Annotated in this window: 11 protein-coding genes and 2 tRNA genes; 9 read left to right on the forward strand and 4 right to left on the reverse strand. The window is 58.9% G+C overall.

From position 1 onward, the window contains the following. Positions 1-16 precede the first annotated feature (16 nt). Entirely contained in the window at positions 17-970 is a 954-nt protein-coding gene (locus AK821_RS27815; RefSeq protein ID WP_064393104.1) for a hypothetical protein, read from the forward strand. Positions 971-1066: 96 nt separating this feature from the next. Here the strand turns inward: AK821_RS27815 and dinB are convergent, their stop codons facing one another. Further along, a complete protein-coding gene (gene dinB, locus AK821_RS27820) occupies positions 1067-2128 on the reverse strand; it encodes a DNA polymerase IV (protein WP_064393105.1) in 1062 nt (353 codons plus the stop codon). 280 nt (positions 2129-2408) lie between these two features. Between dinB and AK821_RS27825 the strand changes: the two genes are divergently transcribed. From AK821_RS27825 to AK821_RS27845, 5 genes are all read left to right on the forward strand, one after another. Beyond that, positions 2409-2485: transfer RNA gene (locus AK821_RS27825), tRNA-Met, on the forward strand. 222 nt (positions 2486-2707) lie between these two features. Beyond that, a tRNA-Met gene (locus tag AK821_RS27830) sits at positions 2708-2784 on the forward strand. 278 nt (positions 2785-3062) lie between these two features. After that, on the forward strand, positions 3063-5702 hold the full coding sequence (gene mprF, locus AK821_RS27835; protein WP_064393106.1) for a bifunctional lysylphosphatidylglycerol flippase/synthetase MprF: 2640 nt from the start codon (positions 3063-3065) through the stop codon (positions 5700-5702). Next, on the forward strand, positions 5702-6997 hold the full coding sequence (locus AK821_RS27840; RefSeq protein ID WP_064393107.1) for a virulence factor family protein: 1296 nt from the start codon (positions 5702-5704) through the stop codon (positions 6995-6997). The genes mprF and AK821_RS27840 overlap by 1 nt, the downstream gene beginning before the upstream one ends. Before the next feature lie 679 nt (positions 6998-7676). Beyond that, positions 7677-8003: a DUF3077 domain-containing protein gene (locus AK821_RS27845; RefSeq protein WP_064393108.1), complete on the forward strand. Its 327-nt coding sequence runs from the start codon at positions 7677-7679 to the stop codon at positions 8001-8003. A 76-nt stretch (positions 8004-8079) separates the two neighbouring features. Here the strand turns inward: AK821_RS27845 and AK821_RS27850 are convergent, their stop codons facing one another. From AK821_RS27850 to AK821_RS27860, 3 genes are all read right to left on the reverse strand, one after another. Continuing rightward, positions 8080-8367 (reverse strand): type II toxin-antitoxin system RelE family toxin, encoded by a 288-nt coding sequence (locus AK821_RS27850; RefSeq protein ID WP_064393109.1) that lies wholly within the window; start codon positions 8365-8367, stop codon positions 8080-8082. 11 nt (positions 8368-8378) lie between these two features. Next, the gene (locus tag AK821_RS27855; protein ID WP_064393110.1) at positions 8379-8669 is read right to left on the reverse strand and encodes a Phd-YefM; all 291 of its coding nucleotides are present in this window, start codon (positions 8667-8669) and stop codon (positions 8379-8381) included. Between the two features lie 176 nt (positions 8670-8845). After that, positions 8846-10687: a potassium transporter Kup gene (locus AK821_RS27860; RefSeq protein ID WP_371920118.1), complete on the reverse strand. Its 1842-nt coding sequence runs from the start codon at positions 10685-10687 to the stop codon at positions 8846-8848. A 349-nt stretch (positions 10688-11036) separates the two neighbouring features. On the opposite strand from AK821_RS27860, the gene rimO reads away from it, so the two are divergent. From rimO to AK821_RS27875, 3 genes are all read left to right on the forward strand, one after another. Then, positions 11037-12374, forward strand: coding sequence for a 30S ribosomal protein S12 methylthiotransferase RimO (rimO, locus tag AK821_RS27865; RefSeq protein WP_034154944.1), 1338 nt, complete (start codon positions 11037-11039; stop codon positions 12372-12374). 438 nt (positions 12375-12812) lie between these two features. Beyond that, positions 12813-13286 carry a GNAT family N-acetyltransferase gene (locus tag AK821_RS27870; RefSeq protein ID WP_064393112.1) on the forward strand — a complete coding sequence of 158 codons (474 nt, stop codon included), beginning with the start codon at positions 12813-12815 and terminating at the stop codon, positions 13284-13286. Positions 13287-13472: 186 nt separating this feature from the next. Further along, positions 13473-14183 carry an rRNA pseudouridine synthase gene (locus AK821_RS27875; protein WP_064393113.1) on the forward strand — a complete coding sequence of 237 codons (711 nt, stop codon included), beginning with the start codon at positions 13473-13475 and terminating at the stop codon, positions 14181-14183. Positions 14184-14192: the final 9 nt, after the last annotated feature.

Below are 14192 nucleotides of genomic sequence, written 5' to 3' on the forward strand. Positions count from 1 at the left end.
ACCAGATAGAGACGTCATGTTCAAGCGAAACACCTTAGGCCTCGGAGGCACCGCCCTGTGCGGTGCCCTGCTGGTCAGCGGCTGTGCCAATCACATGTCACAACGCAGCGAGCACGAAGAGCGGGTCGAGCGGAAGTTGCTCGACCACAGCCTGCAGATTGATGTCGGTGAGCCTAAGGCGCTTGAGCTGCCGCAGCGGCGCGTGAAGATCAACGAACAGAAGACTTTCGAAGTCACCGAGTTCGAGGTCACCCGTCATTACGATCGCTACACGCCTTACCAGCCTTGGCGGGAGGTCTACGAGATCCCGCTGGGCGTAGTGGCCGTGGTCGGCGGCGTCGGTGCGAATGTGGTCAACGTTTTTGCGTTGGGCAACCTGCCGGACAGCGTGACCAAGGACTGGCTGAGCTACGGTTTTGCCGGGCTCAATCCGTTCATGAACGTACAGTCCAACGGTCGTGCGCAACAAAACCTCGCGGGCATCGATGAAGTCCAGCGCGACAAGCGCACGGAGTATTCGAGCCTGCCCTGGAGCGAGCGCCCGGTACAGGTCAAGGCTGGCAAACAGACCTTCGACATGACCACCGATCGCAACGGTGTGCTGCGCCTGAATCTGCTCGACAGTCCCTTTGCTGAAAATGATCTCAATCATGTCGGCAAATTGCAGATCAGTGTCGAAGACAGCAAGGATGACGTGCACTCGGACTCGACGCTGATGATCAGCAGTCACCTGCGTGGCAAGTTGCTGGAAGCGCACGGGCTGATTTATGACGACCTCGAAGACGACGAAGTGAGCCAGTGGGTACACCGGGTCAAGCGTCTGTCGGAACTGGGTCTGGAAGAAGAAGCCAGCGAACTGGAACAAAGCCTGATCGAACTGACGCGCAATGATCCTGAGTTGCAGACTGAGTTTCTCAAGTCGCTGACCAAGGATGCCGGGCGTCTGGTGGCGGATCCAGGGCCGAATTAAGGCCTATTAAAAGATCGCAGCCTGCGGCAGCTCCTACATGGGAACGCATTTCTCTGTAGGAGCTGCCGCAGGCTGCGATCTTTTGCTTTTAACGGACTACCGCTCAAACAACTCCATCTGCTCAAACCCGCCGCGCAAGTCCTCCAGCCTCACCCCGACCCCGAGCAACCGCACCGGCTTCCCGCCGCGATTGAACGCCTGCGTCAGCATCAACTGATAACTGCCCAGATCCCGCCCTGCCCCGGCCTGCTCCAGCGTGGTCTGGGTGAAATCATGAAACTTCACTTTGACGAACGGCTTGCCCGGCCGATAACTGCTGTCGATCCGTGCCATCCGTGTTTTCAGGGTTTCCAGCAGTTCTGGCAATTTATCCAGGCAACTGCGCAGATCCGGCAGATCAACGTCGTAGGTGTTTTCCACGCTGATTGACTGACGCCGACTGTCGTTGTGCACCAAGCGATCATCAATCCCACGAGCCAGACTCCACAGTCGCTCACCGAAGCTGCCGAATTCACGCACCAGGGCCAACTTGTCCCACTCGCGCAACTGCGAGCAGTCGACGATGCCGAGCCTGCCCAGCTTGTCCGCCGTGACCTTGCCAACACCGTGCAACTTGCTCACCGGCAAACCACTGACGAAGTCTTCGACCTGATCCGGGGTGATCACGAACAAGCCGTTGGGCTTTTTCCAGTCGCTGGCGATCTTCGCCAGAAACTTGTTCGGCGCTACGCCTGCGGACACAGTGATGTGTAATTGATTGGAGACTCGGCGACGGATGTCCTGCGCAATGCGCGTGGCACTGCCGCCGAAATGCGCGCTGTCCGACACGTCCAGATACGCCTCATCCAGCGACAAAGGCTCAATCAAGTCAGTGTAATCGGCAAAAATCGTATGAATCTCTTTCGAGGCTTCGCGATAAGCGTCCATGCGCGGCTTGACGATGGTCAGGTCCGGGCACAGCTTCAAGGCATGCCCCGACGCCATCGCCGAGCGCACGCCGTATGCCCGCGCTTCATAGTTGCAAGTGGCGATCACCCCTCGCCGATCCGCCGAACCACCCACCGCCAAAGGCTTGCCGGCCAGACGCGGGTCATCGCGCATCTCGATGGCGGCGTAAAAACAATCGCAGTCGATGTGGATGATTTTTCGCTGTGTCATGTCAGAAAAGGAAACGTGGCGAACCGGATCGGCAGTATCTCACTGACACCTGTATATAGCACCAGTGGTATGAATGTTCTTTTGCGCACGTAGGAAAAGGCCTTTGAATTTATTTTCTCAATCGACAAACAACCGTCAATAGAGCTGAAAGCCTTGCCCCACCTGCCCTGCAACGTAAAAAACACCCGACAAAAATCGCTAACCGATTGAACCTCAACAGATTTTATCCAGATTGCGGGTTGACACCCCGGCGTTCCTCTGTAGAATGCCGACACACAGACGCGGGATGGAGCAGTCTGGTAGCTCGTCGGGCTCATAACCCGAAGGTCGTCGGTTCAAATCCGGCTCCCGCAACCAAACATCAAAAAAGGCTACTCGAAAGAGTGGCCTTTTTTGTGCGCGTGTGTTTTTTGAATTTCGTCTTCTTATAGAGAAGCGAGCGCCAAACAGGAATTCTTTGCATTTCCGCAGCTTAACGCGCCACCTGCGACCGTTTGACGCGATTCCACACTTATTTGACCCTTTATGGGATTAGCGGTTGACACCCCGTCGTTCGTCTGTAGAATGCCGCCACACAGACGCGGGATGGAGCAGTCTGGTAGCTCGTCGGGCTCATAACCCGAAGGTCGTCGGTTCAAATCCGGCTCCCGCAACCAAACATCAAAAAGGCTACTCGAAAGAGTGGCCTTTTTTGTATCTGTTGAAAAAGTCCTTTCGCAACAATGATCTGTCACTGTGCAGTGAACCGCTTGGGATCATCAGAAGTCCTGACTTGCGACTATGCTTGAGTCACAGGCAAGGCCTCTGCAATCCAGGAACTGCCCTCGCCGATACCCGGTGAGAGGCGTAGTATTTTGTGATTATTTTTTTCTACAGGGATTGGTAACTTGGCTGGATACCTCCATCCTGTCGCGCACAATCCAAGAGGTGATTGATGCGCGCCAACTCGTCTGATCCACAAGACACCGTCACAGCGGAACATCCGATCAAACCCGAGCGCCTGCGCTTGCTGGATCGGTTGAGCAAATACCGGCAACCGATCGGTCTGGCGGTCACACTGCTGCTGTTTGCCATTGCGCTGATTGCCTGCCGCCATCTGCTCGCCGAACTTGATCTCGATGCGCTGCACGACTCGATTCTCGACGTGCCGAAACCCGCCCTGCTCGGCGCATTCGGCGCGACCGTGGTCGGCTTCATTATTCTGCTCGGCTATGAATGGTCGGCCAGCCGTTATGCCGGCGTGACCTTGCCACCGCGCACGTTGGCCCTCGGCGGCTTCACGGCGTTTGCGATTGGCAATGCGATCGGTCTGTCGCTGCTGTCCGGCGGTTCGGTGCGCTACCGTTTATATGCACGACTGGGTCTGGGGGCGTCGGAAGTCGCGCACATGACCTTGTTCGCCAGCCTGTCATTGGGCTGCGCCTTGCCGCCGCTGGCAGCGCTCGCGACGCTGAGTGACCTGCCTGCGGCTTCCCAGGCGCTGGGGCTGTCCGAAGGCCTGCTCGGCACTGTCGCCGCTGTTGTGCTGTTGCTCGGCGCAGTGTTGGCTATCGGCATCTACCGTCGACGCCTGCCGGAACAACCGTTGCGCGACAACCTGCTGGTCAGGGTTGGCCGTCGCACGCTGCGCTTGCCGGGTCGACGCCTGACGTTCCTGCAACTGATCATTACCGCCCTCGACGTCGCCGCTGCTGCCACCGTCCTTTATCTGTTGCTGCCGGAAGCGCCGCCGTTTGGTGCATTCCTGCTGGTGTATCTGCTGGCATTGGCTGCCGGCGTACTCAGCCACGTACCGGGTGGCGTTGGTGTCTTCGAAGCGATTCTGCTGGCCGCTTTCGCTGACAAGCTCGGTGCCGCACCACTGGCCGCGGCGCTGCTGCTGTATCGCCTGATCTACGTGGTGTTGCCGCTGCTGGTCGCCTGCGTATTCCTGCTGATCAACGAAGGCCAGCGCCTGTTTCAGACTCAGACCATGCGTGCAGCGTCCGGTCTGGCGGCACCGATTCTGGCGGTGCTGGTGTTCCTGTCCGGTGTGGTGCTGCTGTTTTCCGGCGCGACTCCCGAGATCGACACCCGTCTGGAGCACATCGGCTTTCTGATCCCGCATCGTCTGGTCGACGCCTCGCACTTCGGCGCCAGCCTGATCGGCGTCCTTTGCCTGATGCTCGCTCAGGGCCTGCGCCGCCGCCTGTCGGCCGCGTGGATGCTGACCACCATTCTGCTGCTGGTTGGCGCCCTGCTCTCGCTGCTCAAAGGTTTCGACTGGGAAGAAGCGACGCTGATGACACTGACGGCTGCGCTGCTCGGTGTGTTCCGTCGCTCGTTCTATCGCCCGAGTCGCCTGACTGAACTGCCCTTCTCGCCGTTGTACCTGGTGGCCAGCCTGTGCGTCCTCGGTGCATCGACATGGCTGCTGCTGTTCGCCTATCAAGACGTGCCGTACAGCCATCAACTGTGGTGGCAGTTCACCCTGGATGCTGACGCGCCGCGCGGCCTGCGCTCGCTGCTCGGCGCCGCCGTGCTGTTGCTGGTGATCGCGCTGACCTGGCTGCTGCGCACCGCGCGCCCGGTCATTCACCTGCCGACGCCTGACGAACTCGATCGCGCGGCAAAGATTCTGATGGCCTCGTCGCAACCCGACGGTGGCCTCGCGCTGACCGGTGACAAGGCGCTGCTGTTTCACCAGAACGACGAAGCGTTCCTGATGTACGCGCGCCGTGGTCGCAGTCTGGTGGCGCTGTACGACCCAATCGGCCCCGGCCTGCAACGCGCCGAAATGATCTGGCAATTCCGCGACCTCTGCGATATTCACCACGCCCGCCCGGTGTTCTACCAGGTGCGCGCGGAGAACCTGCCGTACTACATGGACATCGGCCTGACCGCGATCAAACTCGGCGAAGAAGCCCGGGTCGACCTGATTCGCTTTGACCTGGAAGCCAAGGGCAAGGAGATGAAGGACCTGCGTTACACCTGGAACCGTGGCACCCGCGATGGTCTGTCGCTGGAAATCCATGAGCCGGGTCAGGCGCCGATGGACGAGCTGAAAGTGATTTCCGATGCGTGGCTGACCGGCAAGAACGTGCGTGAGAAAGGCTTCTCCCTCGGCCGTTTCAGCGACGATTACCTGAAGCATTTCCGCATCGCGGTGATTCGCTTCGAAGGCCGCCCGGTGGCGTTCGCCAACTTGCTCGAAACTTATAGCCATGACCTGGCCAGTCTCGACCTGATGCGCGCGCACCCGGACGCCCCCAAGCTGACCATGGAATTCATGATGGTCGGCCTGATTCAACACTATAAGAGTCACGGATACGCGCGCTTCAGCCTGGGCATGGTGCCGTTGTCGGGGTTGCAACCCCGGCGTGGTGCACCGCTGACCCAGCGTCTGGGCTCGATGGTTTTCCGCCGTGGTGAGCAGCTGTACAACTTCCAAGGCTTGCGCCGCTTCAAAGACAAGTTCCAGCCTGACTGGGAACCCCGTTATATGGCCGTGCCCGCCGGACTCGATCCGCTGGTGGCGCTGGCCGACACTGCTGCCCTGATCGCGGGCGGCTTGACTGGATTGGTGAAACGCTGATGATTCAACGCTCCCTGAAGTACATCCTGGCCGCACTGATTGTGCTGGCCGTGATTGCCGGCGGCGGTTTCTGGTACCTGAAACGCCCGGCACCGGAACCGACCGTCGAACAGCTCAACCCGGCCGATGGCGCCGCCATGACCCGCGTCATTCCCGGCACCAAGCCCAAGGCTCAAGTGCTGGTTGCGGTCAACGACGACCAGAAACTCTCTGAAAAACAACTGACCACCCTGAGCCGCAGCGCCTCGGCGCAGATCGTTCAGGTGATTCTGCCGAAAGACTGCCTGCTGCAAAGCCGCGCCCTGCAATCGGGTCTGCGTGAACTGAATGGCCCGGCCACTCTCGTCAGCGGCATCGGCCCAGGCGCTGTACTCGCCTGGCGCTGGTTGTCGGAGCAGAAAGACGACAAGGCTCAAGCCATTTCCGTGGATCTGGCCCTGGAAAAAGGTGGCTGCACGCACCTGCTGCCGAAATCCGCCGCCCACGGCCACTGGCTGGCAGCGTGGAACGACAACCCGGACGACGCCAGCGCAGGCTTCGTACGCGACCAACCGAACGCCGAAACCAGCATCAGCGACTACGACATCAACCTGCCGCAAGTGCTCAACAACGAACTGCGCAAGATCCTCGTCGGCGGCGACAAGGCCAACGGCGGTCTGGCGATCCCGGTGGTTGAAGTGCCGGCCGGCCAGGCCAAAGACACCGTGACCCTGTTCCTCTCCGGCGACGGCGGCTGGCGCGACCTCGACCGCGACGTGGCCGGTGAAATGGCCAAGATCGGCTACCCAGTGGTCGGCATCGACACCCTGCGCTACTACTGGCAGCACAAGAGCCCGGAGCAAAGCGCACTCGACCTGACCGAACTGATGCAGCACTACCGGCAGAAATGGGGCACCAAGCGTTTCATCCTCACCGGTTATTCGTTCGGTGCTGACGTATTGCCAGCGATCTACAACCGCCTGCCAGACACCGAGCAGCAACGCGTCGACGCCATCATCCTGCTGGCCTTCGCCCGCACCGGCAGCTTCGAGATCGAAGTCGAAGGCTGGCTGGGTAACGCCGGCAAAGAAGCCGCGACCGGCCCGGAAATGGCCAAGCTGCCAGCCGCCAAGGTTGTGTGCATCTATGGTGAAGAAGAGACCGATGAAAGTGGCTGCACCGACAAGACTGCCGTTGGCGAGGCAGTGAAACTGCCTGGCGGCCACCACTTCGACGAGAACTACCCGGCGCTGGCCAAGCGTTTGGTGGATTTGATCGAGAAGCGCCAGAGCAAGGACTCGGTCGCCGAAGAGTGATCTGAGCCTCCACAAAAAGCCCCCGCAACTTCGCAGTTGCGGGGGCTTTTTACATCTCGGACGATGAACCCATTCCCCTGTAGGAGTGAGCCTGCTCGCGATAGCGGAGTGTCAGCCACCTGGTTGCCAACTGACACACCGCTATCGCGAGCAGGCTCACTCCTACAAGGGATGGCGCTGGATTCGAGATTTTGTGCAGTGACCGTAAATTTCTTGACTCTTCAGGAAGCTAAAAACGCCAAGTGTCCACATTCCATAAAACGTGGACACCTGCTTGATTGGCATTATCGATCGTCAACTCCACACTCATTCATCTGCTGAACAAATCCCCGCAAAACCGCCAGCAACGTTTAGTTTCGTTTACTTCTGGTCTCGCAATATCAGATGACGCCCACAGACCTTGTAGGCAAACTCCGAAACTCTTGTTGGGGCGCTGTGCCGCTCTATTGCGCTGTTTTTCGACGGGATACTCTCCGGACGTCGCTGACCCATTCAGCGATCGGGTGTGGTAACCCGGAGAAACCATCGCAACAGCGCGCTCCTCAAGTTATGGCGGCTGTGCGTGGGACGCTTTCGGGCGTGCCGGTTTCCTTGGTTCCCGGTTTACCACCCTGCGTACAGTTGCCTCCCTTTCGCGTGGTAACGAAAGTCGCGGCACTTCGAACTAAGGAGTAACACGATGACCGAAACTGATCTGCACGGACTCGCAACCGTTAAAACCATCGGCTTCACCCCTTTCCTCTACAACTCGGATCAAGCGTTCTTCAACGTGAGCGCCGGCATCCCGATTCTCGATGCCCTGTCCAAATCCTCCGACCTGCTGTACCTCGCAAAATCCTTCGCCGAAGATGCGGCCTTCATCAGAGACACCGACCGCCACGCCTGGGCTGCGCATTACCTCACACTCATGGGCAAGGCTTTGCTTGATGATGTGATTCAGACACTGACTCCTCGTCCTCCGCGAACAAAGGCTGAATCTGAATTAGATGCACCCAAGAGCATGTAAAAGCGCAGGCACAAAAAAGCCCCCGCCAGTTGAAAAACCGGCGAGGGCTATCTTTTAATTGGTTTCGACACATTGATCAGATTCGACGCTCGGCGGCGTCGTAAACCTCTTCATCTCGCCGCACCCCAACTGCGACGATCAACACCTGAATCGCCCTGCCATTGACCCGATAAACAATGCGCGTGTCGCCCGTGAGAATCCTGCGACATCCGGCAAGGCTGGCTCTGAGCGGTTTTCCAGACTTGTCTGGCTCACCATTAATAATCCGCTCTTCAATGACATCAAGAACCCGGTTGGCTGCCGCAGATCCCAGTTGATCCAGATCCCCTTGGACTTCCGGATGATAAATCACTCCCCAAACCATCCAGCACTCCTTTAGTCCTTCCTGGCATACCTGGCCCGCATATCGTCATGGCTGACCGCCTGGGCCGGATCAAAATTGATCAATCTCTCCCGGGCTGCCGCTTCGATGCGCAGATTCTCGAGTTCATCCAGCATCTCTTGATAGGCCTGCACATTGATGATGACAGCGGCCGGTTGATTGTCTTTGAAGATAACCAAACGCTCAGTTGCACGACTGGAGATTTCCTTGAGCTTCGCACTGAAGCTCCTGACCATGGCAGTGACGGAAATTGCCTGGTCAGCACGTTCTAGTAATGCCGTCATAACTACCTCTCACTCACTTGCTGATTAGCACAATAATGCACAGAGTATTGCGTTGAATTAAACACAGTGCAACTTCCTGTTTCCAGCCACCGACCAAATACCCGCTCGACCAGACGCCCACAAAAAAGCCCCCGCCAACCACAAGGCTGACGGGGGCTTTTCGGTAGGGGCCAAGCTTACATTTCTACCTGCGTCCCCAACTCAATCACCCGATTCAGCGGCAGATTGAAGAACCGCAAATTCCCATTGGCATTCTTCAACATGAACGCAAACAGCGCTTCACGCCAACGCGCCATCCCCTCAAGTTTCGAAGCAATCACCGTTTCGCGGCTGAGGAAGTAAGTCGTGCGCATCGGGCTGAAATCCAGATCATCCAGATGACACAGCTTCAGCGCCTGCGGCACGTCCGGTTCATCGGTGAAGCCGAAGTGCAGGATCACCCGGAAGAAACCCTCCCCGTGCGCTTCGACCTCGAAGCGCCGCGATGGCGGTACGCGCGGGATGTCTTCGTAGACCACCGTCAGCAACACCACCTGCTCGTGCAACACCTGGTTATGCAGCAGGTTGTGCAACAGCGCATGCGGCACGGCGTCGGAGCGTGCAGTGAGAAACACGGCTGTGCCCTGCACCCGATGCGGTGGCTGCACGCGGATGCTGCTGATAAAGATCGGCAGCGGCAATGCACCTTCATCGAGGCGTTCGACCAGCAGTTGTTTGCCGCGCTTCCAGGTGGTCATCAGCACGAACAGCGCAATACCGGCGATCACCGGGAATGCACCGCCCTGGACGATCTTCGGCACGTTGGCGGCGAAATACAGACCGTCCACCAGCAGAAAGCCCAGCAGCACCGGCACCGCGAGGATCGGTGGCCATTTCCACAGCAGCAGCATCACTGCCGACACCAGAATGGTGGTCATCAGCATGGTGCCGGTCACCGCCACGCCGTAGGCCGAGGCCAGTGCGCCGGAGGATTCAAAGCCCAGCACCAGCAGCACCACGCCGACCATCAGCGCCCAGTTCACCGCGCCGATATAGATCTGGCCCTGCTCGTCGCTGGAGGTGTGCTGGATGTACATGCGCGGGATGTAGCCGAGCTGGATCGCCTGACGGGTCAGGGAGAACGCGCCGGAAATCACCGCTTGCGAGGCAATCACCGTGGCCAGCGTCGACAAGCCGACCAGTGGAATCAATGCCCAGCTCGGTGCCAGCAGATAGAACGGGTTACGCGCCGCCTCGGGATTTTCCAGCAGCAAGGCGCCCTGACCGAAGTAATTGAGCACCAGCGCCGGCAACACCAGAATGAACCACGCACGGGCAATCGGCTTGCGGCCAAAGTGACCCATGTCGGCGTACAGCGCTTCGGCACCGGTCAGCGCCAGCACCACAGCGCCGAGAATCGCCACGCCCATGCCCGGATGAACCACGAAGAAATTCACCGCCCAGATCGGGTTCATCGCATGCAGCACTTCTGGCGCGTGGCTGATGCCATACACACCGAGGGCGCCGAGGACGAGGAACCAGGTGACCATGATCGGCCCGAACAGAATGCCGATCCGCGCCGTACCGTGTTTCTGGATCAGAAACAGCGCGACCAGCACCACCAGCGACAGCGGCACGACCCAATGGTCGATGCCATCAAATGCCAGCCCCAGACCTTCAATCGCCGACAGTACGGAAATCGCCGGGGTGATCATGCTGTCGCCATAAAACAGCGCCGCGCCGATCAGTCCGCAAACCACCAGCAACGAGCGCAATTTCTTGCGATGCCCGGCAGCGCGACGGGCCAGTGCGGTGAGCGCCATGATGCCGCCCTCGCCCTGATTGTCGGCGCGCAGCACGAACATCATGTATTTGATCGACACGACCCAGATCAGCGACCAGAAGATCAACGACAGAATGCCCAGCACGCCGTCGTGGTTGACCGGTACGCCGTAACCGCCGGAAAACACTTCTTTGAGGGTGTACAACGGGCTCGTGCCGATGTCGCCGTAAACTACCCCGACCGCCGCGACCAGCATGCTCAGCGGCTTGGAGGCCGAACCCTCGGCGCCTGCCGCATGACTACTTGCCTGACCCATCCAACACTCCTGATTTTAGAACCGGCTTCTTTGAATGAAGCACTATGCTTTGTGGTGCAGCATGCGCTGTTTTACCTGTTGTTACAGACGTTTTGTTGACTGTAAAAAATTGGTAAAGCTCAACGGCGCGAAGCATAGCGCAGCACTCGTCGTATTTCCCTGCATAAAGCTGGTCAAGTGCGTTGCTCGCCGCTAGAATTGCGCACTTTTTGATCAGAGGCGCGCCCTAAGCGCCCGTCCGTCGGCTTTCGCACCCAGAAAGCGATGTCACAAAATACCGAGGTTAGACATGTCCACCACTCCTGCGCCGGCCAATCCAAAGGTTGGCTTTGTATCTCTGGGTTGCCCGAAAGCACTGGTCGACTCCGAGCGCATCCTGACCCAGCTGCGCATGGAAGGCTATGACGTGGTGTCCACCTATCAGGACGCCGACGTTGTAGTCGTCAACACCTGCGGTTTCATCGATTCGGCCAAGGCTGAGTCTTTGGAAGTGATCGGCGAAGCGATCAAGGAAAACGGCAAGGTCATCGTCACCGGTTGCATGGGCGTGGAAGAAGGCAACATCCGCAACGTCCACCCGAGCGTGCTGGCCGTGACCGGTCCGCAGCAGTACGAGCAAGTGGTCAACGCCGTGCACGAAGTCGTGCCGCCGCGTAAGGATCACAACCCGCTGATCGACCTGGTGCCGCCGCAAGGCATCAAGCTGACCCCGCGTCACTACGCGTACCTGAAAATTTCCGAAGGCTGCAACCACAGCTGCTCGTTCTGCATCATCCCGTCGATGCGCGGCAAACTTGTCAGCCGTCCGGTCGGTGATGTGCTCGACGAAGCTCAGCGTCTGGTCAAATCCGGCGTTAAAGAGCTGTTGGTGATCTCGCAAGACACCAGCGCCTACGGCGTCGACGTCAAATACCGCACCGGTTTCTGGAACGGCGCGCCGGTGAAAACCCGCATGACCGAACTGTGTGAAGCGCTGAGCACCCTCGGCGTCTGGGTGCGTCTGCACTACGTTTACCCGTACCCGCACGTCGACGAGCTGATCCCGTTGATGGCCGCTGGCAAGATCCTGCCGTACCTGGACATCCCGTTCCAGCACGCCAGCCCGAAAGTATTGAAGTCGATGAAACGCCCGGCGTTCGAAGACAAGACCCTGGCGCGGATCAAGAACTGGCGCGAAATCTGCCCGGACCTGATCATCCGTTCGACCTTCATCGTCGGCTTCCCGGGCGAAACTGAAGAAGATTTCCAGTACCTGCTCAACTGGCTGACCGAAGCCCAGCTCGACCGCGTTGGCTGCTTCCAGTACTCGCCGGTTGAAGGCGCCCCGGCCAATGATCTGGATCTGGAAATTGTTCCAGACGACGTCAAGCAGGATCGTTGGGATCGCTTCATGGCGCACCAGCAAGCGATCAGCTCGGCACGTCTGCAAATGCGCATTGGCCGTGAAATCGAAGTGCTGGTGGACGAAGTCGACGAGCAAGGCGCGGTTGGCCGCTGCTTCTTCGACGCCCCGGAAATCGACGGCAACGTGTTTATCGACAACGGCAGTAATCTGAAGCCGGGTGACAAGGTCTGGTGCAAGGTGACTGACGCTGACGAATACGACCTGTGGGCCGAACAGATCTGATCTGAAGGTCAAAAGCCCCTCACCCCAGCCCTCTCCCAGAGGGAGAGGGAGCTGACCGTGTTGTTCTTTCGAGATACATCGACCTGAACGTTCGAGTCGAACTCAGGTTTTGAACAGCACGAAGATCAGCTCCCTTCCCCCTCGCCCCCTCCCAGAGGGAGAGGGAGCTGACCGTGTTGTTCTTTCGAGGTACATCGACCTGAGCTATCCGGTCGAACTCAGGTTTTGAACAGCACGAAGATCAGCTCCCTTCCCCCTCGCCCCCTTGGGGGAGAGGGTTGGGGTGAGGGGGAGAGTTCTTGCTGGCGACAGAAGTATCCAGCCAGACACCGCAACAAATACAAAAAGCCCCACTCTTTTTACAAGATGCGGGGCTTTTTTACGGCTATCGTTTAGCGGGGGACGGACTCCCTTGAAACGGACAAGAGGCAGACGGGCATGCGTCACCATTCGGTCATCCACACACCGAAACTCAGCGATTATCAGGAACTGACCCGGGTCTGGGAGGCCTCGGTTCGCGCCACCCATGATTTTCTGCCGGACAGCTACATCGAGCTGCTGCGCAATCTGGTGCTCTCGCGTTATCTGGATGCGGTGATGCTGATCTGCACCAGGGACGCCGACCAGCGCATCACCGGGTTTGCCGGTGTCGCGGCGGGCAAGATCGAGATGCTGTTTATCGATCCGGATTATCGGGGTCAGGGCTTGGGCAAGAAGCTGCTCAACTATGCCATGCAGCATCTGAATGCCGATGAACTCGACGTCAATGAACAGAACCCGCAGGCCTTGGGCTTTTACTTCAAGCAGGGTTTCGAAGTGATCGGCCGCTCGGAGGTCGATGGCATGGGCCAGCCGTATCCGTTGCTGCATATGCGCTTGCGCCAGAACCAGCAGCGCTCCAGTAACGGCTGAAACAACCCAACCCAATGTAGGAGTGAGCCTGCTCGCGATAGCGCCAGATCAGCCACCATCAATGTCGAATGTCAGATGGCTATCGCGAGCAGGCTCACTCCTACAAAAAGCATTCCCGAAATGGAACCGGGCTTAACCGGCGCCACACAGGTACAATGCCCACCCCTTTTTTGTTACGGCCCTGTCATGACTGACCCGATTCGCCTCTCCAAACGCCTCATCGAACTGGTCGGTTGCTCCCGCCGGGAGGCCGAGCTGTTCATCGAGGGCGGCTGGGTCACCGTGGACGGCGAAGTGATTGACGAGCCGCAATTCAAGGTCGGCGAGCAGAAAGTCGAGCTCGACAAGGACGCCAAGGCCACCGCGCCGGAGCCGGTGACCATCCTGCTCAATGCCCCTGCCGGCATGGACGTCGAAACGGCCATGCAATCGCTCAGCGCCGAAACCCTTAGCGAAGAGCACCGTTTCAGCAAGCGCCCTCTGCGCGGCCACTTTCTGCGCCTGACCGCCAGCGCTGACCTGCAAGCCAAGGCCAGCGGCCTGCTGGTGTTCACCCAGGACTGGAAAATCCTGCGCAAGCTCACCGCCGACGCCGCGAAGATCGAGCAGGAATACGTGGTCGAAGTCGAAGGTGACATGGTCGCCCACGGCCTCAATCGCCTGCAGCACGGCCTGACGCACAAGGGCAAGGAACTGCCGCCGGTCAAGGCCAGCTGGCAGAACGAAAACCGTCTGCGCTTCGCCATGAAGAACCCGCAGCCGGGGATCATCGCGCAGTTCTGCGAAGCGGTCGGCCTCAAGGTCGTCGGCATCCGCCGTATCCGCATCGGCGGCGTCTCGATCGGCAAAGTCCCGGTCGGCCAATGGCGCTACCTGTCCGGCAAAGAGAAGTTCTAAGACTTCCAC

Source organism: Pseudomonas sp. RIT-PI-r (assembly GCF_001297015.1).
Taxonomy (GTDB): Bacteria; Pseudomonadota; Gammaproteobacteria; order Pseudomonadales; family Pseudomonadaceae; genus Aquipseudomonas.